This is a genomic window from Proteus myxofaciens ATCC 19692 (genome assembly GCF_001654855.1).
GTDB classification, from domain to species: Bacteria; Pseudomonadota; Gammaproteobacteria; order Enterobacterales; family Enterobacteriaceae; genus Proteus; species Proteus myxofaciens.
Genome location: NZ_LXEN01000087.1, coordinates 1 through 24,705, shown reverse-complemented (window position 1 = coordinate 24,705; position 24,705 = coordinate 1). Strand labels below are relative to the sequence as shown.

The 24,705-nt window shown below is 39.2% G+C and carries 20 protein-coding genes; 12 read left to right on the top strand and 8 right to left on the bottom strand.

The features are described from left to right. The first annotated feature begins 392 nt into the window (after nucleotides 1-392). The gene (gene proP / locus M983_RS08940) at nucleotides 393-1,895 is read left to right on the top strand and encodes a glycine betaine/L-proline transporter ProP (protein WP_066749731.1); all 1,503 of its coding nucleotides are present in this window, start codon (nucleotides 393-395) and stop codon (nucleotides 1,893-1,895) included. Between the two features lie 12 nt (nucleotides 1,896-1,907). Then, complete coding sequence (gene phrB / locus M983_RS08935; protein ID WP_066749730.1) at nucleotides 1,908-3,338, top strand: deoxyribodipyrimidine photo-lyase; 1,431 nt, start codon at nucleotides 1,908-1,910, stop codon at nucleotides 3,336-3,338. A gap of 83 nt (nucleotides 3,339-3,421) precedes the next feature. On the opposite strand, the gene ppc is transcribed toward phrB, so the two are convergent. From ppc to metB, 5 genes are all read right to left on the bottom strand, one after another. After that, entirely contained in the window at nucleotides 3,422-6,058 is a 2,637-nt protein-coding gene (ppc, locus tag M983_RS08930) for a phosphoenolpyruvate carboxylase (protein ID WP_066749729.1), read from the bottom strand. A gap of 435 nt (nucleotides 6,059-6,493) precedes the next feature. Next, complete coding sequence (locus M983_RS17395; RefSeq protein WP_157091946.1) at nucleotides 6,494-6,655, bottom strand: YtxH domain-containing protein; 162 nt, start codon at nucleotides 6,653-6,655, stop codon at nucleotides 6,494-6,496. An 85-nt stretch (nucleotides 6,656-6,740) separates the two neighbouring features. Next, nucleotides 6,741-7,253, bottom strand: coding sequence for a TIGR00645 family protein (locus M983_RS08925; RefSeq protein WP_066749728.1), 513 nt, complete (start codon nucleotides 7,251-7,253; stop codon nucleotides 6,741-6,743). Between the two features lie 125 nt (nucleotides 7,254-7,378). Beyond that, nucleotides 7,379-9,817 carry a bifunctional aspartate kinase/homoserine dehydrogenase II gene (locus M983_RS08920; RefSeq protein WP_066749727.1) on the bottom strand — a complete coding sequence of 813 codons (2,439 nt, stop codon included), beginning with the start codon at nucleotides 9,815-9,817 and terminating at the stop codon, nucleotides 7,379-7,381. Nucleotides 9,818-9,826: 9 nt separating this feature from the next. Next, nucleotides 9,827-10,987, bottom strand: coding sequence for a cystathionine gamma-synthase (metB, locus tag M983_RS08915; RefSeq protein ID WP_066749726.1), 1,161 nt, complete (start codon nucleotides 10,985-10,987; stop codon nucleotides 9,827-9,829). A gap of 283 nt (nucleotides 10,988-11,270) precedes the next feature. Between metB and metJ the strand changes: the two genes are divergently transcribed. Continuing rightward, on the top strand, nucleotides 11,271-11,591 hold the full coding sequence (gene metJ / locus M983_RS08910; RefSeq protein ID WP_066749725.1) for a met regulon transcriptional regulator MetJ: 321 nt from the start codon (nucleotides 11,271-11,273) through the stop codon (nucleotides 11,589-11,591). A 137-nt stretch (nucleotides 11,592-11,728) separates the two neighbouring features. On the opposite strand, the gene rpmE is transcribed toward metJ, so the two are convergent. Continuing rightward, entirely contained in the window at nucleotides 11,729-11,941 is a 213-nt protein-coding gene (gene rpmE / locus M983_RS08905) for a 50S ribosomal protein L31 (protein ID WP_066749724.1), read from the bottom strand. A gap of 203 nt (nucleotides 11,942-12,144) precedes the next feature. On the opposite strand from rpmE, the gene priA reads away from it, so the two are divergent. The 7 genes from priA to rraA all read left to right on the top strand — a co-directional run bounded on the left by priA (nucleotide 12,145) and on the right by rraA (nucleotide 20,120). Beyond that, a complete protein-coding gene (gene priA, locus M983_RS08900; protein WP_066749723.1) occupies nucleotides 12,145-14,346 on the top strand; it encodes a primosomal protein N' in 2,202 nt (733 codons plus the stop codon). Nucleotides 14,347-14,620: 274 nt separating this feature from the next. Beyond that, the gene (cytR, locus tag M983_RS08895) at nucleotides 14,621-15,652 is read left to right on the top strand and encodes a DNA-binding transcriptional regulator CytR (RefSeq protein ID WP_074388159.1); all 1,032 of its coding nucleotides are present in this window, start codon (nucleotides 14,621-14,623) and stop codon (nucleotides 15,650-15,652) included. Between the two features lie 70 nt (nucleotides 15,653-15,722). Then, nucleotides 15,723-16,505 (top strand): SPOR domain-containing protein, encoded by a 783-nt coding sequence (locus M983_RS08890; RefSeq protein WP_066749722.1) that lies wholly within the window; start codon nucleotides 15,723-15,725, stop codon nucleotides 16,503-16,505. 111 nt (nucleotides 16,506-16,616) lie between these two features. After that, nucleotides 16,617-17,147, top strand: coding sequence for an ATP-dependent protease subunit HslV (gene hslV / locus M983_RS08885; RefSeq protein ID WP_066749721.1), 531 nt, complete (start codon nucleotides 16,617-16,619; stop codon nucleotides 17,145-17,147). Nucleotides 17,148-17,158: 11 nt separating this feature from the next. Beyond that, a complete protein-coding gene (hslU, locus tag M983_RS08880) occupies nucleotides 17,159-18,493 on the top strand; it encodes an ATP-dependent protease ATPase subunit HslU (protein WP_066749720.1) in 1,335 nt (444 codons plus the stop codon). Between the two features lie 97 nt (nucleotides 18,494-18,590). Beyond that, a complete protein-coding gene (locus M983_RS08875) occupies nucleotides 18,591-19,508 on the top strand; it encodes a 1,4-dihydroxy-2-naphthoate polyprenyltransferase (RefSeq protein WP_066749719.1) in 918 nt (305 codons plus the stop codon). 108 nt (nucleotides 19,509-19,616) lie between these two features. Further along, nucleotides 19,617-20,120 carry a ribonuclease E activity regulator RraA gene (gene rraA / locus M983_RS08870; RefSeq protein WP_066749718.1) on the top strand — a complete coding sequence of 168 codons (504 nt, stop codon included), beginning with the start codon at nucleotides 19,617-19,619 and terminating at the stop codon, nucleotides 20,118-20,120. A gap of 88 nt (nucleotides 20,121-20,208) precedes the next feature. Here the strand turns inward: rraA and zapB are convergent, their stop codons facing one another. Further along, nucleotides 20,209-20,451 (bottom strand): septal ring assembly protein ZapB, encoded by a 243-nt coding sequence (gene zapB, locus M983_RS08865; RefSeq protein ID WP_066749717.1) that lies wholly within the window; start codon nucleotides 20,449-20,451, stop codon nucleotides 20,209-20,211. Between the two features lie 294 nt (nucleotides 20,452-20,745). Here zapB and M983_RS08860 point away from each other — a divergent pair, with 294 nt between their 5' ends. After that, nucleotides 20,746-21,561, top strand: coding sequence for an MIP/aquaporin family protein (locus M983_RS08860; protein ID WP_066749716.1), 816 nt, complete (start codon nucleotides 20,746-20,748; stop codon nucleotides 21,559-21,561). Between the two features lie 42 nt (nucleotides 21,562-21,603). After that, nucleotides 21,604-23,130, top strand: a complete 1,527-nt coding sequence (gene glpK, locus M983_RS08855; RefSeq protein ID WP_066749715.1) for a glycerol kinase GlpK — start codon at nucleotides 21,604-21,606, stop codon at nucleotides 23,128-23,130. Nucleotides 23,131-23,233: 103 nt separating this feature from the next. Here glpK and emrD read toward each other — a convergent pair whose 3' ends face one another. Continuing rightward, entirely contained in the window at nucleotides 23,234-24,418 is a 1,185-nt protein-coding gene (gene emrD, locus M983_RS08850; protein ID WP_066749714.1) for a multidrug efflux MFS transporter EmrD, read from the bottom strand. Between the last annotated feature and the right edge of the window lie 287 nt (nucleotides 24,419-24,705).

Below are 24,705 nucleotides of genomic sequence, written 5' to 3'. Positions count from 1 at the left end.
TAAGTTTAATTTCTTAGTTTTTACCTATTTTTATTATTAATAAATTTTTTTTAATTTAATAAAATTAATTAATCACTAATACCTTAAATTTTACACAAAAGAAGAACTACGTTATGATGACGATCACATTTTTAATACTTGAGGCTATGTTTTGTTATCTAAAAAAGACAATAAAAACTCTCGAATCTTTTATTTAATCTCATCTATACTTTATAAATATTCTCTTATCTATTAGTTAACTCAATATCGCTATTAAAAATACTTACATAGAAGTAGACTGTTTTTTAGTGAATTGCGACTACTTACTCTCCTCACTATCAAATAGTAGCTTCGTTTCTTTTGATTAATTGAATAACAAAAATTTACTAATACCTTTATAAAGGTCACTTAATATGAAACTGAAGAAAAAAAGAATCAAACCCTTAAAAATTAATGACATAACTATCATCGATGATAGTAAGTTAAAAAAAGCCATTACAGCAGCCGCACTTGGTAATGCAATGGAGTGGTTTGACTTTGGTGTTTATGGATTCCTTGCTTATGTTCTAGGTCAGGTATTCTTCCCTGGCGCAACGCCTGGCGTTCAAATGATTGCAGCACTTGCAACATTCTCAGTACCCTTCCTTGTCAGACCGTTGGGTGGTGTTGTTTTTGGTATGCTTGGTGATAAATTTGGGCGACAAAAGGTCTTGTCTGTCACCATCATTATCATGGCATTAAGTACGTTTGCTATCGGTTTGATCCCGGGTTATGACAGCATTGGTATTTGGGCGCCAATCTTATTGCTATTAGCTAAATTAGCACAAGGTTTCTCTATTGGTGGTGAATACTCAGGTGCTGCTATCTTTGTGGCAGAATACTCACCAGACCGTAAACGTGGATTTATGGGTAGCTGGCTTGATTTCGGTTCCATCGCCGGTTTCGTTATGGGTGCAGGTGTTGTTGTACTTATTTCAACCATTATGGGTGAAACCGCGTTCCATGAGTGGGGATGGCGTATTCCGTTCTTCTTAGCATTGCCTTTAGGCCTTATCGGTTTATATCTACGTCATGCTTTAGAAGAAACACCTGCATTCCAACAACATGTTGAACAAATGAATAACGACGATCGTAAATCGATCGAGAATCCACCTCGTGTTTCATTACGTGAAATCGCCTCAAAATATTGGAAGAGCTTAACCGTTTGTGTTGGTTTAGTTATCGCCACTAACGTAACTTACTATATGTTGCTGACCTATATGCCAAGTTATTTATCTCATAACTTGAATTACTCAGCAGACCACGGCGTGTTAATTATCATTGCCATTATGATTGGTATGTTATTTGTTCAGCCAGTTATTGGTTTATTAAGTGATAAAATTGGGCGTAAACCTTTCGTTATCGGCGGTAGTATTGGTCTGTTTTTATTGGCGTACCCTGCCTTTATTATGATCAATAGCGATAAAATCGGCCTGATTTTCGTTGGTCTATTAATTCTTGCGGTATTACTGAACTGTTTCACTGGGGTTATGGCTTCTATTCTACCCGCTATTTTCCCAACACATATCCGTTATAGTGCATTAGCTATCGCCTTTAATATTTCGGTATTAATCGCAGGTGCAACACCAACAGCAGTTGCATGGTTAGTTGAATCGAGTGGTAATCTTTATATGCCAGCTTATTATCTGATGGTTGTTGCCGTCGTTGGATTGATAACAGGTATAAAAATGACAGAAACTGCTAATAAGCCATTACGAGGCGCAACACCAGCAGCATCCGATAGATCAGAAGCAAGAGAAATTCTTTCTGAGCACTATGATACTATCGAACATCGTGTTGAAGATTTAGATGCAGAAATCGAGACATTACAGAAAAAACGTCAAGCACTTATCGATCAACATCCTAAATTAGACTAAAAGATAATACGCATGCATCTTGAACCTGTTCATATAATTTGGTTTCGTCATGATTTAAGAGTGACGGATAACAAAGCGCTTTTTTATGCTTGCCAAGATAAACAGGCACAAGTGCATGCTATTTTTACTGTCACGCCTGAGCAGTGGCAAGCACATGATATGGCTTTGTCGCGTCAGGCGTTGATCCACGATGCATTACTTGAGCTCTCACAGTCACTGGCTAAATTAAATATCCCTCTTACGATCTTACTCAGTGATACGTATTCTAATGCGGCATCAAGTGTAGCTGAATATTGTCAGCAACATCATGCTACTGCATTATTTTTCAATTACGAATACGAACTTAATGAACGACATCGCGATAATCGCGTTATTGAGCTTCTTGAAAATAAAGTCACAATTTACGCTTATCATGACAATGTTTTTATTGCACCAGGCAATGTTGTCACACAACAAGGTGAGATGTATAAAGTTTTTACTCCTTTCAAAAATGCATTTTTACGTCTCTTTTTTTCCCAAGATAATACCTCATTATCTCGCCCTGACATCAGGACACATCAACATCCTGTCGAATCACTAAGTGCGCCTTTATTTCCAATTAAAAAAGAAAATAAATTAGATTATCTTACAACGGAAAAAGACGCATTATTACGCTTAAAACAGTTTTGCTATGAAACCGTTTCTCACTATGCAAAATGGCGAGATATACCTTCTATTGAAGGAACAAGTCAATTATCTCCCTATCTAGCTGTCGGTTTAATTTCAGTCCGCCAATGTTTTAACCGCCTTTATCACACAGAACCACACTTTGTAGAAAATAGTACTTCTGGTGAATTTGTTTGGTTTAATGAATTAATATGGCGAGAATTTTATCAGCACTTAATTGTCGCTAACCCTTATCTTTGTCAATATCGTGCGTTTCAATCATGGACTGAAAATATTAAGTGGGATAATAACGAGGATAATTTTACTGCGTGGACTCAAGGACTAACCGGCTATCCTATTATAGATGCCGCAATGCGCCAACTGAATCAAACAGGTTGGATGCATAATCGATTACGCATGCTTACTGCAAGCTTTTTAGTGAAAGATTTGCTAATTGATTGGCGTTGGGGTGAGCGCTATTTTATGACAAAATTACTTGATGGCGAATTTTCAGCCAACAATGGTGGTTGGCAATGGGCTGCGTCAACAGGTACAGATGCTGTACCTTATTTTCGGATTTTCAATCCGACTACTCAAGGGAAAAAGTTTGATCCCGAAGGTGAGTTTATTCGCCAATGGCTTCCTGAATTGATTAATGTGCCAGCTCGCTATATTCATACACCTCACGAATGGACAATGAAAACCAATAGTTATATTGATTATCCATTACCTATTGTTGATCATGCTAAAGCCCGAGTAAACGCTATTGAAGCGTATGAAAAAGCAAAAAATCAATAATAATTTGATAATGTCTGTTAAAAATAAATGAAAATAGCCACGATAATGTGGCTATTTTCATTTTATGATTAATTAAATATCAATTAACCAGTATTACGCATACCGGCAGCAATACCAGCAATCGTCACCATTAATGCTTGTTCAATACGCGGGTCTGACTCACTATGAGTACGAGAGCGTTGTAATAACTCAGCTTGAAGTACATTAAGTGGATCGGTGTAAACATTACGCAATGCGATAGATTCAGCTATCCATGGTAAGTCTTCCATTAAATGTTCATCTTTAGAAATTGCTAATATACTTTTGATATCAGCAGAAAGTTGTTGGCGTAATTTCTCACCTAAAGGCCATAAACGCTCTTCAACTAAACATTGATCATAATATTCTGCTAGCCATAAATCGGCTTTCGCATACACCATTTCTAACATACCAATGCGTGTATTAAAAAACGGCCAATTCTCACACATATCATCAAGAACGGCTTGTTTCCCTTCATCAATTTCATGCTGTAATGCAGCACCTGCACCTAACCATGCTGGTAGCATTAAGCGATTTTGAGTCCATGCAAAAATCCACGGAATAGCGCGTAGTGTTTCAACACCTCCAGTAGGACGACGTTTAGCAGGGCGAGAACCTAATGGTAATTTACCTAATTCACCTTCTGGCGTTGCGGCACGGAAATAAGGGACAAAGTCAGCTTCACCTCTTACATAGCCACGATACATTGCACAAGAAACCGTCGATAAAGAATCCATCACTTCAATCCAAGGCGCCTTTGGCTCTGGTGGTGGTAATAGATTAGCTTCTAAAATAGCGCTAGCATAATGTGCAAGGTTGCTAATAGTGACTTGAGGTAAGCCAAATTTAAAGCGGATCATTTCGCCTTGTTCTGTAACGCGTAATCCACCTTTTAAGCTACCTGGTGGTTGAGAAAGCAATGCAGCATGAGCAGGCGCACCACCACGACCAATTGTGCCACCACGACCATGGAATAACGTTAATGTGATACCTGATTTTTCACAAAGCTTAATTAAGGCATCTTGTGCTCGATATTGTGCCCATGACGCAGCCATAACACCGGCATCTTTCGCTGAATCAGAATAACCAATCATAACCATTTGTTTATCGTCAATTAAATCACGATACCAAGGAATATCGAATAAACGAGTCATCACACTTTCAGCATTATTTAAATCATCTAATGTCTCAAAGAGTGGCGCCACAGGTAAACGAATACTCGCACCTGATTCTTTAAGTAATAATTTTACCGCAAGTACATCAGAAGGAACTTTCGCCATAGAAATGACATAAGATGCAATTGACTCTTTTGGTGATTGCGCAATAACTCGGCAAGTTTCAAAAACTTCTTGTGTTGCTTCACTTGGTTGCCAATCATTTGGGATCAATGGACGTTTTGAATTTAATTCTTTTAATAAGAATGCCTGTTTTTCATCTTCTGACCAGCTGGCATAATCACCTAGCTCTAAATATTGTGTTAATTCAGATAGCGCTTCTGTGTGATTGGTACTTTCTTGGCGAATATCGAGTTTCACTAGTTGTAGACCAAAACAACGAATACGACGTAATGTATCCAGTAATTGACCATTCGCAATAATGCTCATGCCACACTTAAGCAGTGATTGATAACATGCATAAAGCGGGTCCCACAAATCGGCATTATCCATTAGTAAGCCCGTGGGTGGTAAAGACTGTTTACCTTTAATACGTTGTTCAAGATAATCACGCGTAATTTGTAGTTTAGTGCGCAACTGTTTAGCTATTTCACGATAAGGCTCTGTTACCTCATCACCACCCGCTAATTGACGTAACTCTGGTGTACATTCTGTCATCGACAATTCAGAAACGAGCACTTGAATATCGTTTAAAAACAGATCGGCTGCTTTCCAACGACTTAATAACAGTGCATGGCGAGTGATTTCAGCAGTAACATTAGGGTTACCATCGCGATCGCCCCCCATCCATGAAGTAAAACGCACAGGGGTGGCTTCTACTGGCAAGTTATAATCAATAGATTCTTTTAACTGCTCATTAAATTCACGTAAAAATGCAGGAACACCTTCCCATAAACTGTTTTCAACAACAGCAAAGCCCCATTTAGCTTCATCAATAGGTGTAGGCCGAATTTTTCTTATTTCATCAGTATGCCAAGATTGCGCAACAAGTTGGCGTAAACGGCGGTTAATACTCGTACGCTCATAATCTGCTAAGTCGTCATGATCAAGCTGAGATAAACAAGTATTTACTTCTACTAATTTATGAATAAGTGTGCGGCGTGCAATTTCTGTAGGATGAGCGGTTAATACTAGTTCAATAGAAAGCTCTTCAACCGCTTTTTTTAATTGCTCATCAGTAAAGTTTTTCTCTTTTAAACGGGAGATAAGTTTAGCCAATTCCACAGGATTGCTTGCGGCTTCACCATGAGGCGAAATACTATGATATTGTTCCGCTACATTCGTCAGGTTTAAAAACTGATTAAATGCACGAGCAACAGGTAATAACTCATCATTAGAGAGGTTTTGTAATGTTGATAGCAATTTTTGTCGTTGAACTTCATCGCCTGCTCGTGAAGATTTAGATAATTTTCGGATAGATTCTACTTTATCCAAAATTTCATCACCTAATGCTTCTTTAATAGTATCCCCAAGTAATTTACCAAGCATACTAACATTACTACGCATAGCAGAATATTGTTGATTCATAAGACTCCTGACCTTGGCTTTTGTGGCGGTACAACATGCTCTTTCTTAACAGAAAAATCATGCCCTTCCAGTCGTGTAATTAAGTTTCCTATTTCATGTGACTTTATTTTATTTTTTGTGATAGCCACGCGACTTTTTTCTTATCGCTTACTATTCATATCAGAAAATAAGCATTATGGGGGATTTTTATGAAATTTAATGACATATTTATTTTTATAAGAATAGCTAATGCACGTGTTGTTTTTGCTCAATTTTATTGAGAATGAGGACTTTTTTTTGTTTACACGAAGAAAGGAAGTTTTTTTTGCTAGAAAGCATCAGATAGATAATAATTTATTTGGGTAATAAATGGTGATGTGTTCGATGAGCCAATTATGTTAGCCTAAAACAGATAAGACGCTGAAAACCAGCGCCTTATCTTTATTTAGTAAACATTCATTTTTTCAATGAATCGATTTTCTTTTCTACATTTTCTTTAAGATCAGATGCGCCATGTTTTGCATCATGAGCCATTTCAGATAATTTTTCTTCTGTCCGATGCTTCACCTCCGTCGTTTTATCTTTTAGCTGATCAATTTGCTTTTCAATTTTGGACATTAATCGCTCCTTTGTGACTAGAGATACATTGAGTATAGACCACATTTAAGATAAGAGTGTGCGGTGGCTCTCACTTTTATCGCTTTCAAGTGGCTTTATTGGCATGCTTACTTCGTTTAGACAGCTTCTCTAAATACCCCATAACAAAAGCGGATAAGACAAAAGTAAGGTGCAAAACCACATACCATAATAATTTATTATCAGGGATATTCTTTAAATCCATAAAAACCCCCAATAAATGGATAGAGGAAATCGCCACAATCGATGCCGCGACTTTATTTTTCAGCGATTCTGCATCCATTTTACCGAGCCAAGAGAGTTTATTTTTCGCTCCCTCTATTTCCATATTGGTAATAAAATTCTCATACCCTGAGAAAATCACCATAATTAATAGCCCGCCCACTAATGCCACATCAATCAGAGAGAGTAAGCGTAAAACTAAGTCAGCCTCAGATAATGAGAAAATATTCGGTAAAATTTCAAACATTGACTGAAAAAATTTAATCGTTAACGCTAATAACCCCAGAGATAAGCCTATATAAACGGGGGCAAATAACCAACGAGAGCGATACATCCATTTCTCTATAACTCTGTTCATATTTTTTCTCTATCGCCGATACAATAAATAGACACCTTTTCAGTATAGAAGAGAAAAAAACCACAGAAAACTATCCGCCATAAAAAACGACGGATAGCTTGCATGAAAGGGGACGTATTGCGATTTTACAATAATTGAGAAAGACGATTTAAATCTGATTGAATTGCGCCCGCTGTTACATCACGTCCTGCGCCAGGGCCTCTTATCACTAAAGGATTATCACGATACCAGCGACTTTCTATCGCAAATAAATTATCACCGGGTAAAAGTGATGCTAACGAATCATCTTTTCTCACCGCTTCTACACCAACTTTAGCTTTACCATTTGCATCAAAACGCGCGATATAACGTAAGACCATATCCATTTCATTCGCTGCCGCGAGTCGTTGTGCCATTTGTTCATTGATAAGCACGCTATTATCAAAAAAGCTATCTAAAGAGCCCGTTTCAGCTTCAGTAGGAACCAGCGATTCAACACGAACATCTTCAGGTTCAATATCATATCCTGCTTCACGAGCCAAAATGATCAACTTGCGCATGACATCTTGACCTGATAAATCAATGCGTGGATCGGGTTCTGTTAATCCTTGTTGCCAAGCTTGTTCCACCAATTCACTAAAAGGCACAGAACCGTCAAATTGAAGAAATAACCATGACAGCGTACCTGAAAAAATGCCACTGATTGATAAAATGGTATCACCACTTTCTCGTAAATCACGTACAGAGTGATTCACCGGAACACCCGCCCCTACTGTGGCATTATAGAGCCAATGACGGCCTGTTTTTGAGAATGCATCACGCGTTGCTCGATAACGTAAGGTAGGTGCTGAGCCCGCTATTTTATTAGCGCTTATCACATGAAAACCATAGCTTGCAAAATCTTCATAAGATGACGCGAGTGATTCATTTGCAGTGATATCTAAAACAACTAAATCATCAAATGGATGTGCTCTCATCCATTGATAAAGCGACTCTTCAGTATGTTCTACAGCTTCTTCATCAAAAAATGCTAACGCACGACTTGGATTAATACCGTTGTGATCTAATAAGCTACGACGGCTATCAACAACACCTGCAAGAATAAATTCAAAATCACTACGAGCGGATAATGGCTCTTGCTCTCTTGCAAATAGCTCTAACCAGCGTGATCCTATATTTCCTTTACCAAACAAAACTAACCCTATTTGTTTCTCTGCTCTAAATAAGGTTTGGTGTAATCCTTGCAGTAAATGCTCAGTGTAATTACGCAATACGGCAACTAAGCTAATGTTATCTTCTGCATGCCAAATAAATTCAACAGGTTGGTCTTTTAATTGCTGATAAAAACGATGACAATGTAATGGATTTTTACAAACGCCAGCACCGACTAAAGCGACTAAAGAAAAGCCTTCTCGTAATTGTAATTTCGCAGGTAATGCAGCATCTTGTAAAACATCAAGCGCACTATTAGCAACCTCACTGGTATAGCATAGTTGCAATAGCTGGCTATCACTATCAACGCCTGTTGCTAACGGGCGAATTTGTACCCGCTTAAGTAATTCATCCACTTCTTTTACAATTTGTTTGAAGTTTTTATGAGAAGGAAGTCGGATTTCAATAAGGCAAACATCATCATGGCTTGTGACTATCTTCGCGCCTGATCCTGAAGCAAGTACCCGCTCTATACGCGTTGAGCCTTGTTCAGGTTGATAGCTACAGCGCAGTTGTAAATCAATATTACTTCCTGATACAGGCTGTAGTGTACGAGTATGAAGTACAGGCGCCGCAAGTCTCGCTAATTCACTAGCTTCATCTAAACGTAAAAGTGGCAATAAACACGCATCTTTAACTTTACGTGGATCGGCACTATATACCCCAGCAACATCACTCCAAATAGTGACTTTACCCACATCAGCTAAAGCGCCAACTTGTGTTGCCGAGTAGTCACTACCATTACGACCTAATAGTACGGTTTCACCTTGTTGATTACGGCTAATAAAGCCAGTCACAACAAAACGATATTCAGGATATTGGGCTAAGAGTGATTGTAAGCGAGGTCGAGAAAGTATTTCGTTAACTTGGGGTTGTGCTGCTCTTTCTGCACATAAAAAGTCTCTTGCATCTAACCAGATACTAGGTAAACCTTGCTCTGTGAGTAAGTGCGCCATTAATTTTGCAGACCAAATTTCACCATGACCGACAACTTCTGCATAAGTTGCATCTGTTATCGGTTTATCGAGCAAATAACTTAGTCTTTCAAGATCCGCAATGAATTCACGTGACAACTTTTCTGCATTCTCGATTGATAATAAACTTTCAATGAGTGAAAGCTGGTAACGTCGCAAATTTTGCTGAACTTGATAGGCTGAAAGACGATCACTTTGACTCAATTTCAACCAATCAATAAGTCGATTTGTGGTTGAACCTGCCGCTGAAACGACCATTAAATCATTTGGCTGGCTGTAATTGGTCATTATATTCACAACTCGCTGATAACATTTTGTATCTGCAAGACTGCTACCACCGAATTTATGTAACTGACGGCAAATCGGCTCCGCTTGTTGTTTAATCGCCACTACACTCATGATCCATGATTACCTTTTAGTTGCTACATCGAACGCGTTTCGTAAATCGTTGATTAAATCCTGGCTATCTTCAATCCCCACAGAGATACGCAATAATGAGGAGCTAATGCCAGCAGTTTTTCTCGCTTCCTCAGACATACCCGCATGTGTCATTGTGGCAGGGTGACAAATTAATGTTTCAACACCCCCTAAAGATTCTGCCAACGTAAAGAAGGTTAATTGAGATAAAAAGGTTTTAATCAATGTGATATCCCCTTTTAACTCAAAGCTTAACATTGCACCAAAGCCTTGTTGCTGTTTTTTCGCAATATGATGGCCAATATGATACTCAAGTGCAGGATAATAAATTTTTTCGACTAACGGCTGTGTTTGTAAATATTGGATTAATGCTTGTGCATTATCTTGCGCAAGCCGAATTCGAGGAATTAATGTACGAATACCTCTTAATAATAAATAACTATCAAACGCACCCGATGTCACACCGATATTATTTGCCCACCAGCTTAAATCCTCAAGCTGTTTTCTACACTGACAGATAACAACACCAGCCACAATATCTGAATGACCATTAAGATATTTTGTACATGAGTGCACAACAATATCAGCCCCTAGCGCTAATGGTTTTTGTAAAACAGGGCTCATAAATGTATTATCAGCGACAACTATTGCACCTTGTTGATGAGCCAACTTACTCACCTTTTCGATATCTGTAATCCTCAATAGTGGATTACTTGGTGTTTCAATAAAGACAATTTTAGGCTGTTGTGCTAATGCTTCTTTCAGTGCTTCATCGTTATTTTGATCAACAAAAATAACGCGATAGGCGCCTTTTTCGTGTTGACTATTAAATAATCGATAACTTCCACCATAGCAGTCATGAGGCGCAACGATAACGTCACCGGGTGATAAAAAAGCAGTACAAATTAGGTGAATAGCAGACATTCCACTACTTGTTACAACACTCCCTACACCACCTTCTAATTCAGCGATTGTTTTTTGAACAATATCGCGTGTTGGATTTCCGCGTCGTGAATAATCATGCTCACGAGGTTTATCAAACCCGACAAAATTATAAGTGCTAGATAGATAGATAGGCGGTACAACGCAACCAAATTGCGAATCTTCGTTTAGCCCATTATGAATGGCAATAGTTGCTGTTTTTTTCGTCATACAGAATACCTTGTAACAACCATGAGTGGAAAAGTCTATGACAGCATAACCAAATAGACACCAAGACGTCAACACATCTAGACATCTAAACTCCTTTACGGATAGAATAACTAATGGAATAATACGGGTATTAATAATATTGCCAGTGAAGATGTTTTTTCTCACACCTTTAGACAGAAGAAACAGTGGTTTTAGAAAAGTCATGATAAACTGGCACAGCTCATCAGAATATGGCGTAAACTTTATTCTGGCTTCGACTAAATGATATTAATTAAGGTAATCCATGGCTGCTGAATGGAACGGTGAATATATCAGCCCTTACGCTGAGCATGGTAAAAAAAGTGAACAAGTCAAAAAAATTACAGTATCAATTCCATTGAAAGTACTGAAAATTTTAACTGACGAGCGCACTCGTCGTCAGGTAAATAACCTGAGACATGCAACCAATAGCGAATTATTGTGTGAAGCATTTTTACATGCTTTTACCGGACAGCCTCTCCCTAATGATGAAGACTTACGCAAAGAGCGTAACGATGAAATCCCAGAAGAGGCGAAAGAAATAATGCGTCAGCGGGGTGTTGATCCCGATACTTGGGAATATTAATTAACCCCTTATTTCTTTAAAGATTTTTGGGGAATGCAAAAACAAAAATGCCCAAAGTGTTAGCTTTGGGCATTTTTTCAATCTCAAACTCGCTACAAATTTCCAGACTATACTGAAGCCTTGTAACAACAAATAAATTATTTGCTGCTTGGAATTTTGAAACGTTTGTTGAACAGATCAACACGACCACCGGTCGCAACATCACGTTGTTTACCAGTATAGAATGGGTGGCATTTATCACAAACGTCCAGGTTCAGGTTGTGACCTGCTGTGGAGTTGATTTTCATAACGTTACCGCAAGAACAAGATGCAGTAATTTCTTCGTATTTAGGATGAATATCTTTTTTCATGGAAAACCTCTACTAAGGCCGTGTCGCCATTCAGCCCTTAGCCGAACACCACACGTCGTGTTGATTGAAATTAAGGGTTTGGTATTTTATGTACCAAAGGGGGCGGATCATACAGAATATCCAAGAAACGCGCAATGAAATCTGCACACTTTTTGTGATATTCTTTATACTATCTTTTCGTTAAAACACGCGGAACCCTTGATATGACTATAGTTCAGGTAATATTGCCTGTACCACTGTTCTCTTCTTTTGATTACCTTTTACCAGAAGGGTTCAATATACCTGTAATAGGTAGCCGGGTGATTGTACCATTTGGTAATAAACGTCGCTCTATTGGCATTGTAAAAGGATTAAGCACACACAGTGAGTTCCCAATTGAAAAACTTAAACCGCTCACTGAGATTATTGATACAGACAGCCTTTTTCCTAAAATACTTTGGGATTTATTAAATTGGGCTGCTGCTTATTATCACTATCCTTTAGGTGAAGTTCTTTTTCACGCTATGCCTATTTTATTGCGCCAAGGAAAACCCGCAGAATTTACACCACTATGGCAATGGTATGCCACAGAGGAAGGTGAAAGCATTGACCTAAATAGCTTAAACAGCGCTAAAAAACAGCAACAAGCATTAGCGGCACTTCGTCGTACTCCTTTATATCGTCATCAACTTGATGAATATGACATAACAACAGCGACTCTAAATAATTTAAAAAAGAAATCGTTAGCTGATTTACGTCCTATTCAACCGGCGCCAATACATTGGAAAACCAATTTTGCTGTTCAAGGTGAGCGATTTAAATTAAATACAGAGCAAGCCATCGCTGTCGGTGCAATTACTGCACAAGCTTCTCAATTTTCACCTTGGCTATTATTAGGAATAACAGGCTCAGGTAAAACAGAGGTCTATCTTAGCGTACTCGAAAAAATATTAGCAGAAGGTAAACAAGCTTTAGTCTTAGTCCCTGAAATAGGTTTAACACCACAAACTATTCGCCGTTTTAAAGCACGTTTTAATGCGCCTGTTGACGTATTACATTCAGGCTTAAATGACACTGAGCGCCTCGCTGTTTGGCTACGAGCTAAACGTGGTGATAATGCGATTATTATTGGTACGCGCTCAGCATTACTTACGCCATTTCAGCATCTAGGTATCATTATTATTGATGAAGAACATGACAGCTCTTATAAACAACAAGATGGCTGGCGTTATCATGCGCGTGATTTAGCTGTATATCGCGCTAAACAAGAAGATATACCTATTGTCATGGGAACGGCAACACCTTCTATTGAAACCAGTTTTAATGTAACTCAAGAAAAATACCAGCAATTAACGCTGACTCAACGTGCGGGAAATGCTAAACCAGCAACAGAACACCTTATCGATTTAAAAGGGCAACCTTTAGTCACTGGATTATCACCTATTTTAATTAAAGCCATTAAAGAGCACCTTAATGCGGGTAATCAAGTCATGCTTTTTTTAAATCGTCGAGGATTTTCACCTGCATTACTTTGTCATGAATGTGGTTGGATTGCAGAATGCCCTCGTTGTGATCACTATTATACTCTGCATCAAAAACATGGCATGCTCCGTTGTCATCAATGTGATAGCCAACGTCGTATTCCGTCTCAGTGTCCACAGTGTGGCTCAACAAACTTAATTCCTGTTGGATTAGGCACAGAGCAGTTAGAGCAAGGTATTGGCACTCTTTTCCCTGATACACCGATTACTCGTATTGATAAAGATACTACAAGCCGTAAAGGTGCCTTAGAGCAACAACTTGATGATATTTACCAAGGGGGCTCTCGTATTCTTATTGGTACCCAGATGTTAGCAAAAGGGCATCATTTTCCTGATGTCACTCTCGTGGCTTTATTAGATGTCGATGGTGCGCTGTTTTCTAGCGATTTTCGTGCAGCCGAGCGTTTTGCTCAGCTCTATACCCAAGTATCAGGTCGTGCTGGTCGTGCGGGTAAACAAGGCGAAGTCTATTTACAAACGCATCAACCCGAGCATCCTCTTTTACTAACCTTGCTAGAAAAAGGCTATGATGCGTTTACCAAAGAGGCCTTACTTGAACGCCAAGCAACATTTTTACCGCCTTATTCTAGTCATATCATGATCCGTTCTGAAGATAAGCACAATCAACAAGCACCTCAATTTTTACGTCAACTTAAGCAATTTTTTGAACAACATCCCATGCGTGATGCAAACTTATGGGTAATGGGACCTATTCCAGCGGTTCAAGCTAAGCGAGGAGGTAATTATCGTTGGCAATTATTGCTCCAACATCCTTCACGTGGTTATCTGCAAAAATTAATGTCTATTACTTATCCACAAATCGTTTCATTACCTGAAAGTAAGAAAGTGAAATGGAATATTGATGTTGATCCTACAGATTGTTAACACTGTGCGTATTTAAGTAAGCTTATTGATAAGTCGAATAGTGAATAATGAAACTAGACTATTTATCAATTTTGCGAACTACCTCATAAAAACGATTGGTATCACATTTTTTATGCAAACTAGGTAACAGTATCTATTTAAAAAGTGGGTAGAATAACAATTTAGAATATTTCTTGAATTAAAACCGTCGATAATTTTTTGTGCAAACTACGACGGTTTTTTTGCAAGGAAAAAGCAATCGTTTAACTGAGCCATCAGAAGGGAGGTATGGGGTTTGCAACAAAATAATAAAGATAATACGCAAGCAACAATGAAAGATGTTGCCCTTGCAGCCGGCGTGTCAACAGCAACGGTATCGCGTACATTAATGAATCCGGAAAAAGTATCCTCAGTAACCCGTCAAAAAGTGGAACAGGCTGTACTTGATGTGGGCTATTATCCTCATAATTTATCGAAAAATCTGAAACGTAATGAATCAAAAACTATCCTAGTGATAGTCCCTAATATTAGTGATCCCTTTTTTACTGATGTTGTTTGTGGCATTGAAGAAACTGCGGCTCAGCATGGTTATCTTGTACTCATCGGTGATTGTAAACACCAGCAAAAACATGAAAATGCCTTTATTAATTTGATTATTACAAAACAAATTGATGGCATGCTCCTTCTTGGCTCACATATTCCCTTTGATGTTTCTAAAGAAGAGCAAAAAAACTTACCTCCAATGATAATGGCGAATGAATTTGCACCAGAACTCGAACTACCTACAGTGCATATTGATAATCTCACCGCCTCTTTTAGAGCAACACATTATTTACAACAAATGGGCCATAAACGTATTGCATGCATCACAGGGCCTGAAGATATGCCATTATGTCGCTATCGTTTACAAGGCTATATTCAAGCAATGCGTAGAACGGGGATGCCACTGCGTGAAGATTATATTATCAGAGGTGATTTTACACACGAAAGTGGCGCTGAAAGCCTGAAAAAACTGATAGCATTGCCAGAGCCACCTACCGCTGTTTTCTGTCATAGTGATCTCATGGCAATTGGCGTCATTTGGCAAGCTAAAAAATTAGGGTTACAACTGCCTAGCGATCTCTCTATTATTGGCTTCGATAACCTTGATATTACACGTTATAGCGAGCCTGCACTTACTACAATGGAACAGCCTCGTTACCAAATTGGCCGTCAATCTATGCTATTACTCCTTGACCAATTGCAAGGCAGACCGGTCTCACCAGGATCACGCTTGCTCGATTGTGAACTTATTGTAAGAGAAAGTGTATGTCAGCTTAAAAGCTAGGCAAAAGACGCTATGTTAAGTAACATATTGGTTGTGATACCTATTCATCTACTTATCAGCGAATCGAACTGTGGCACAACGAGACTATGTGGGACGAGCGCAAACATCTGCGCGTCGCAAAAAAACGACAAAAAGTAAAGGCAAAAAAACGACGAAAGGCTTACCTTTAACAACGCTTATCGTGGCTATTGCTATTGTGGCGCTATTTATTGGTGGCCTCTATTTTATTACGCATAATAAAAAAGAGGCAGTGGAAATATCGCCATCTCTCACTGGGAAACATCCAGCGAATACCTTACCGCCAAAACCGCAAGAGCGCTGGCAATACATTAAAGAGCTCGAAAATCGTCAGGTAATGTCACCTTTACAGCCTAATTCACCTGCTTCTGGCAGTCAGATTAGTCCGAATTCTAATCTATCGCCTGAGCAATTGCGTTTTTTACAGCAAATAGAAGCGGATAAACGACAACCCGCGATGCAACTTCCTGAAGTATCTTCAAGTGGTGAAGTTCCCCGCTCTCAAGTTATTGTGACACCACCACCCGCAACACAACAACCGACACAAAATGTGCAACAACCATCAGCACCCGTTACACAACCAACGACACAGCCAAAACCAGCTGTTGAAGGTCGTTTTTTAGTCCAATGTGGTTCTTTTAAAAATACAGAACAAGCAGAATCAGTGAGAGCAACACTTGCTTTTTCAGGTATTGAAAGCCGTGTCACAAAAGGTAATGATGGCTGGATACGTGTATTATCAGGGCCTTTCAGTAAAGAACAAGCCAGTTCTGTTTCTAAACAAGCATCAGGTGCTGGTGTAACAGGTTGTATTCTTCGCGCCTCTGGGGGTTGAAAAATAAATTTTCTCCCCCACCTATATTTCTAATTCACTCAACGGGCAGTGTTTTATCTTAATAAAGAGCACTCCCCGTCTTATTTTATTGATTAAACCAGGGGCTGACTCATGACTACAATCGTAAGTGTTCGCCGTAAGGGCCAAGTCGTAATCGGTGGTGATGGACAGGCGACGATGGGTAATACCGTCATGAAAGGCAATGTCCGCAAAGTACGCCGTCTCTATAACGACAAAGTCATTGCAGGATTTGCGGGTGGCACAGCTGATGCTTTCACACTGTTTGAATTATTTGAACGTAAATTAGAACTCCACCAAGGGCATCTTACAAAAGCTGCTGTAGAACTGGCTAAAGATTGGCGTACAGATAGAATGTTACGTAAATTAGAAGCGCTACTGGCTGTTGCAGATGAAACTACATCTTTAATTATCACAGGTAATGGTGACGTTGTTCAGCCAGAAAATGATCTTATTGCAATAGGTTCTGGCGGTCCTTATGCACAAGCAGCAGCAAGAGCAATGTTAGAAAATACTGAACTTTCTGCTCGAGAAATTGCTGAAAAAGCGCTCAATATCGCTGGCGATATCTGCATATACACCAACCATAATGTCAACTTTGAAGAAATTTCTTCGAAAGAATAAGGATTGATAGCATGTCCGAAATGACTCCTCGTGAAATAGCCAACGAACTCGACAGATTTATCATTGGCCAAGATAAAGCAAAACGTGCAGTAGCCATAGCCCTACGTAATCGCTGGCGTCGTATGCAACTTGATGAAGCGTTACGCCATGAAGTTACACCTAAAAATATTCTGATGATTGGACCTACTGGTGTAGGTAAAACAGAAATTGCACGCCGTTTAGCAAAATTAGCAAATGCACCTTTCATTAAGGTTGAAGCAACTAAATTCACTGAAGTGGGTTATGTGGGTAAAGAAGTCGATTCTATTATCCGTGATCTAACCGACTCTGCTGTTAAAATGGTTCGTAGTCAAGCCATTGAAAAAAATCGCTATCGTGCAGAAGAAATGGCGGAAGAACGAATTCTAGATGTTCTTCTTCCTCCTGCAAAAAATAACTGGGGTGTATCAGAATCAGCAGCAGAACCTTCAGCTGCTCGCCAATCTTTCCGTAAAAAATTACGTGAAGGCCAATTAGACGATAAAGAGATTGAAATTGAATTATCATCAGCACAAATGGGTGTTGAAATCATGGCTCCTCCTGGCATGGAAGAGATGACTAATCAATTACAGTCTATGTTTCAAAATTTAGCGGGGCAAAAGCAAAAAGCCCGCAAGATGAAAATCAAAGAAGCGTTTAAGCTGTTAATTGAAGAAGAAGCCGCTAAACTCGTTAATCCTGAAGAGCTGAAACAACAAGCGGTTGATGCCGTAGAGCAACATGGTATTGTCTTTATCGATGAAGTAGATAAAATCTGCAAACGCGGAGGACAAAGTTCAGGCCCTGATGTTTCTCGTGAAGGCGTACAACGTGACCTATTACCTTTAGTTGAAGGTTGTACGGTTTCTACAAAACACGGTATGGTGAAAACAGACCATATTCTGTTTATTGCCTCAGGGGCGTTCCAAGTTTCTAGTCCTTCAGACTTAATTCCTGAATTACAAGGTCGTCTACCTATTCGCGTTGAATTACAAGCGCTGACAGCAGAAGATTTTGAGCGTATTCTGACTGAGCCTAATGCTTCTTTGACTAAACAATATGAAGCATTAATGGCAACAGAAGGCGTATCTATTAAGTTCACCCAAGATGGTATTCGCAAAATTGCTGAATCAGCATGGCGCGTAAATGAAACAACTGAAAATATCGGTGCTCGTCGTTTACATACTGTCCTTGAACGTTTAATGGAAGATCTTTCCTATGAAGCGAGTGAACAACAAGGTAAATCTGTATCAATTGATGCGGAATATGTAAAACAGCATCTGGATGAGCTTGTAGCAGATGAAGATCTGAGCCGATTTATTTTATAATCGACTTATGCGATCATAATCAGCAATATATACGTGGGAGGCTTGCCTCCCACTCTTATTTTTATAATAACAACGAACATGAGTAATAAATTTCAGCATGAGCTCTCTCAATTCCACCAGCCGGACTCAGGCCTGGCTTGAAAGTTTACGGCCTAAAACACTACCTTTAGGTTTAATTGCCATTGTAACAGGATCAGCATTAGCCTATTGGACAGGTCATTTTGAGCTACCCATTGCTCTTCTTGCTATTTTGACAGCAGGCACACTGCAAATTTTGTCAAATCTCGCGAATGATTATGGTGATGCCGTTAAAGGTACCGATACAGAAGAACGTTTAGGCCCATTGCGTGGAATGCAAAAAGGTGTGATAACACCGGCACAAATGAAAAAAGCACTTATTTTAAATGTTATTATCTCTTGTGTTGCTGGAATTGCACTTATTATCGTTGCGTGTAAAAAGCCAGAAGATATTATCGGCTTTTTAGTGATGGGCTTATTTGCGATTGTCGCGGCAATTACTTATACCGTAGGAAAACGTCCTTATGGTTATATGGGATTGGGTGATATTTCTGTTTTAATCTTCTTTGGCTGGTTAAGTGTTATTGGTACCTATTACTTACAAGCAAATACTTTCAATATTGTAACAATTTTACCCGCGACTGCATGTGGATTACTTTCTGTTGCCGTTCTAAATATTAATAATATGCGCGATTTAGAAAGTGATATTCAAGCAGGAAAAAATACGCTAGCGGTTAGATTAGGGCCTTCTGGTTCAAGAAAATACCATACATGTGTTATTTTCCTTGCGATAGCCTGCTTAGTGCTATTTACCCTTCTTTATATGCATCGTTGGACAGCATGGTTATTTCTTCTCGCGGTTCCCATGCTTTTACTGCACATCAAGCGCGTGAATGCCGATCACACCGGTGAAGGTATGCGACCGCTTCTAGAACATATGGTTAAAGCCGCTTTATTAACTAATATTCTCTTCTCTATTGGCTTAGTTTTAGAATAATTTAACGTTATTGTTGATATGACTCACTGAATTTTCAGTGAGTCTTTTGCCAACACCCCCTGTTAAGGGATATACTGAACCTTCCTGTGGCAACCTGACATAAATCCTATGAAATATGATACTTCTGAACTCTGTGATATCTATCAAGAAGATATCAATGTCGTAGAACCCCTTTTCTCTAATTTCGGTGGTTGTAGTTCTTTCGCTGGGCAAATCATCACCGTGAAATGTTTTGAAGATAATGGTCTGCTTTATGACTTACTTGAAGAAAATGGTAAAGGCCGCATTCTTTTAATCGATGGCGGTGGTTCTGTGCGTAAAGCTTTGGTCGATGCAGAGCTTGCTCAACTTGCTGTTCTTAATGAATGGGAAGGTATTGTTGTATATGGAGCAGTACGCCAAGTCGATACATTATCTGAACTTGATTTAGGTATTCAAGCAATGGCGGCAATACCTGCGGGTTGTCCAAGTGAAGGTGTTGGTGAAAGTGATATCCGCGTTAACTTTGGTGGTGTCACTTTCTTTTCTGGTGATTTTCTTTATGCTGACAATACAGGCATTATTCTATCAGAAGAGCCTTTGGGCTTAGATGAAGACTTACTTGAAGAGTGATTCACTGAACACCCACACTTTTAACAAGATTAATCAAACAAAAGCCACTTAATTAGTGGCTTTTGTTTTTTGATTAAGCACAGAAAAATTACTGCACATCTTCCATTTTACCTAACAGGGCACGTAAACGTTCCTGCCAGCCAGATTGCTCTTGTTTAAGCTCTTCGTTTTCACGGATTAACGCTTCTTTTGATTCTTTAGCGCCTTGAACTTCTTGGTTTAAGCTCTCATTTTTTTCTTTTAACTCTTCGATTTCCATCTGTAATAAAGTGATGGTATCAATCGCTTGTTGTACTTTTGATTCTAATTTTTCAAAAACTTCAAATGACATACTGTAATCCCCCATATAATCGATAGTTCCGATTGTAAGTAGCCTATCAGCAACTGTCTAGCAACTTAAGTGTAATTACATTCTTTTTTCATTTTATTAAAAACACTGGCCCGATCACACTCTTTGTGCGGTGCAAGTCACTATTCAAGAGCGTTTTCACTCATTTTCTTGATGAGACACACAAATTTCAATTTCGCTTATTCTCGTTTACGCTCATTAACGATAAATTTACAGTTATCTTTTCGAAATGAAAAGAATACTAACAATAAATTACCCTACTTCAGGATAGAATATATGAGCCAGACGAAAACCTCTCTTATGGGTCAATGCATTTCTGAATTTATCGGAACTGCATTGCTAGTCTTCTTTGGTCTTGGTTGTGTGGCTGCAGCTCGTATCGCTGGCGCTCAACTTGGTCTTTGGGAGATAAGTATTATCTGGGGGCTAGGTGTTGCATTAGCGGTTTACCTTACAGCGGGTACCTCAGGTGCTCACTTAAACCCAGCTGTTACTGTCGCATTTTGGCTATTTGCGTGTTTTGAACGCAGAAAAGTAATCCCTTATATTGTTGCACAAATGTTAGGTGGTTTTTTTGCAGCCGCTATTGTGTACTTTATGTATTACAATTTATTTATCGACTACGAACAAGTTAATGGCATTGTTCGAGGCTCTCAAGAAAGTCTCTTCACCGCCGGTGTTTTCTCCACTTATCCAGCAGCTCAAATTTCCGTTGTACATGCCTTTTTTATAGAAGTTATTATCGCCATTATCCTTGTTGGACTTATTCTAGCCTTAACTGATGATGGTAACGGTATTCCTCGTGGCCCTTTAGCCCCTTTATTAATCGGTATTCTTATTGCTGTTATCGGTGGTGCATTTGGTCCATTAACAGGTTTTGCCTTAAATCCAGCTCGTGACTTTGGTCCTAAAATGGTTGCATACTTTGCAGGCTGGGGGGATATTGCGCTTACTGGTGGACGCGATATTCCTTATTTCTTAGTTCCTATAATTGCACCATTTATTGGCGGTATTTTAGGTGCTCTTGCATATCGTAAATTAATTGGTCGTCACTTACCTTGCGACACCTGCAAAACTGAAGATGACAAATAATAATTAGAGCGATATCGCTGATTACAACAACAGGTTACTAATATGACAACAGAAACATTAAATACAGAAAAAAAATATATTGTTGCACTTGATCAGGGTACTACAAGTTCACGCGCCGTGGTTATCGACCACGATGCAAATATAGTCAGCATTTCACAACGTGAATTTACGCAAATTTATCCTAAGCCAGGCTGGGTTGAACACGATCCCATGGAAATTTGGGCAACGCAAAGTGCAACCTTAGTTGAAGTTTTAGCGAAAGAAGATATCCCATCAGATCATGTCGCCGGTATTGGTATTACTAATCAACGTGAAACCACGATTGTATGGGAAAAAGAAACCGGTAAACCTATCTATAATGCAATAGTTTGGCAATGCCGTCGTACTGCAGATTTCTGTACTCGGCTTAAAGATAAAGCCGGTGTTGAGGAATATATCCGCCAAAATACAGGCTTAATGGTTGACCCTTATTTCTCTGGTACAAAACTAAAATGGATCCTCGATAACGTAGAGGGAGCTCGTGAGCGTGCAGAAAAAGGTGAATTACTGTTTGGTACCGTTGATACTTGGCTAGTATGGAAAATGACACAAGGACGCGTTCATGTTACTGATTACACGAATGCATCTCGTACAATGTTATTTAATATCCACACTCTGGATTGGGATCAAAAAATTCTCGATTTACTGGATATACCTCGCAATATGCTACCTAAAGTTGTGCCATCTTCTGAGGTCTATGGTCAAACCAATATCGGGGGTAAGGGCGGTACACGTATTCCTATCGCTGGTATGGCAGGTGACCAACAAGCTGCACTTTATGGTCAGCTTTGTGTACAAAGTGGTATGGCGAAAAATACTTATGGTACAGGTTGCTTCTTACTGATGAATACTGGTCATGAAGCAGTGCGTTCTAATCATGGCTTATTAACAACTATTTGCTGTGGTCCCCGAGGTGAAGTTAACTACGCACTAGAAGGCGCTGTGTTCGTTGGTGGTGCATCTATTCAGTGGCTGCGCGATGAACTGAAATTAATTGATGAAGCAACAGACTCAGAATATTTTGCAACAAAAGTAAACGATACTAACGGTGTTTATGTTGTTCCTGCTTTCACAGGTTTAGGTGCACCTTATTGGGACCCGTATGCTCGAGGTGCTATTTTTGGTTTAACTCGAGGCGCTAACCGTAACCACATCATTCGTGCCACTCTAGAATCTATTGCTTACCAAACTCGTGATGTGCTTGATGCAATGCAGGCTGACTCTGGTACACGCTTACAATCTTTACGTGTTGATGGTGGTGCTGTTGCCAATAACTTCTTAATGCAGTTCCAATCTGATATTTTAGGAACCCGAGTAGAACGCCCTGCGGTTCGTGAAAGTACAGCTTTAGGTGCTGCATTCCTTGCTGGTTTGGCTGTTGGCTTTTGGAATGATCTAGAAGAAGTGAAAAATAAAGCCACTATTGAAAAAGAGTTCCGCCCTAGTATTGAAACCACAGAGCGCAACTATCGTTATAACGGTTGGAAAAAAGCCGTTGCCAGAGCCCAAGAATGGGAAGATAGAGGCTAATTGCTTAGCTATCCACAATATTACTATTTAAAGTAAGTCAAATGCCGATAGTTCTATCACTATCGGCATTTTTTATGCTTAAAAATATAATTTATGCTGTAGATTAAGCAACATGTTCTTTATGACTAAAACGATGAGATATTGGCATCCAACAAAGCATAATTGCCACTGACATAACAAACATAATCATTCCCAAGCTAAACTGATTATGTTGCGGTAATAATGCAGAAAACCATGTTGCAACACCTGAACCCACATTTTGTAATCCACCAACCAGTGCACCAGCAGAGCCTGCTAAATAAGGAAAAGGCTCCATTGCACCTGTTGTTGCCAAAGGAAATAACATTCCGGCACCAAAGAAAAAGAGTGCGGCTGGTATCAATAAAGTCCAAACATTCATAATATTTAACCAACCAGGTACCCACATTAAAATACCGGCACCAACGCAACAAAAAACAGAAGTCCACATTAGTTGAACAAACGTTTTACCTTCACGCCCTGCATACCAAGCACCAAAAAAAGCAGCAGGAATAGGCAAGATAAATAAGATACTAATCGTAAGACTATTAAGCCCTAATACTCCCCCCATTAACACACCACTAGATGCTTCAAAGACGGCGATACCCGATAGCGCACAAATGAGCATAATTAAAAATGCACTAAACGTACTATTGGATAATAAAGAGTAAAAGGAAGATAACATCTTACGCTTTTGCGCTTGCACTGGTCGTGTTTCTGGCATCCAACGATACATAGAAAAAAGAACACCCGTTCCTAATACTAAAAGAAAGACATAACAAGCATGCCAGCCAAAAAAATGGGCAACAGCACTACCAATCATTGGCGCTAATAATGGACTCACTAAAACGCCCATATTTAATAAGCTATTTGCATAGCGAAGCGATGTGCCTGTATATAAATCACGAGGCTGTGTACGTGTCATTACACCCGCAACCCCTGTTCCCATTCCTTGTAATGTACTTGCGATAACGAGTGTTGTTAAATTTTGAGAGAAAATCGCCACAAGTGTCGCTAAACAAAAAATTGTCATTCCTACTAAAATAACAGGACGACGCCCTACTCTGTCAGAAATAGGCCCATAAATAAGTTGGGAGAAACCATAAGAAAAAAGATAGGCCCCCATAACTTGCTGTACAGAGCCTGTCGGTTCACCAAAATAAACCGCTATATCAGTAATAACAGGAACATAAATAGTTTGAGTCATCTGACCCACAGCAACCAATGCAATAATCAACAATAAAAGATTTGCATGTTCTAACTTTCTCATTACTTTGCTCAAGAATTTAAAAATTAACGAACCAAGGGATAGCAGTTTGTCACAGAATATTTACATAAAAACACTGTGAAGACACTTCTGCTTAGGATGAGACTAAGGTAACAAATTTTGAGAAATTTGCGAGATAGCCAGCAATTTTAACCTGAAGGCGTATGTCAGAGAATGACACCATCATTGTCAATATAAATGTACATATTGTGCCAACGATTAATAAAACTACAGATAAAGAGTATAACCACATCATTTTGATAAATAAATATCACCAACCTATTTAGAAT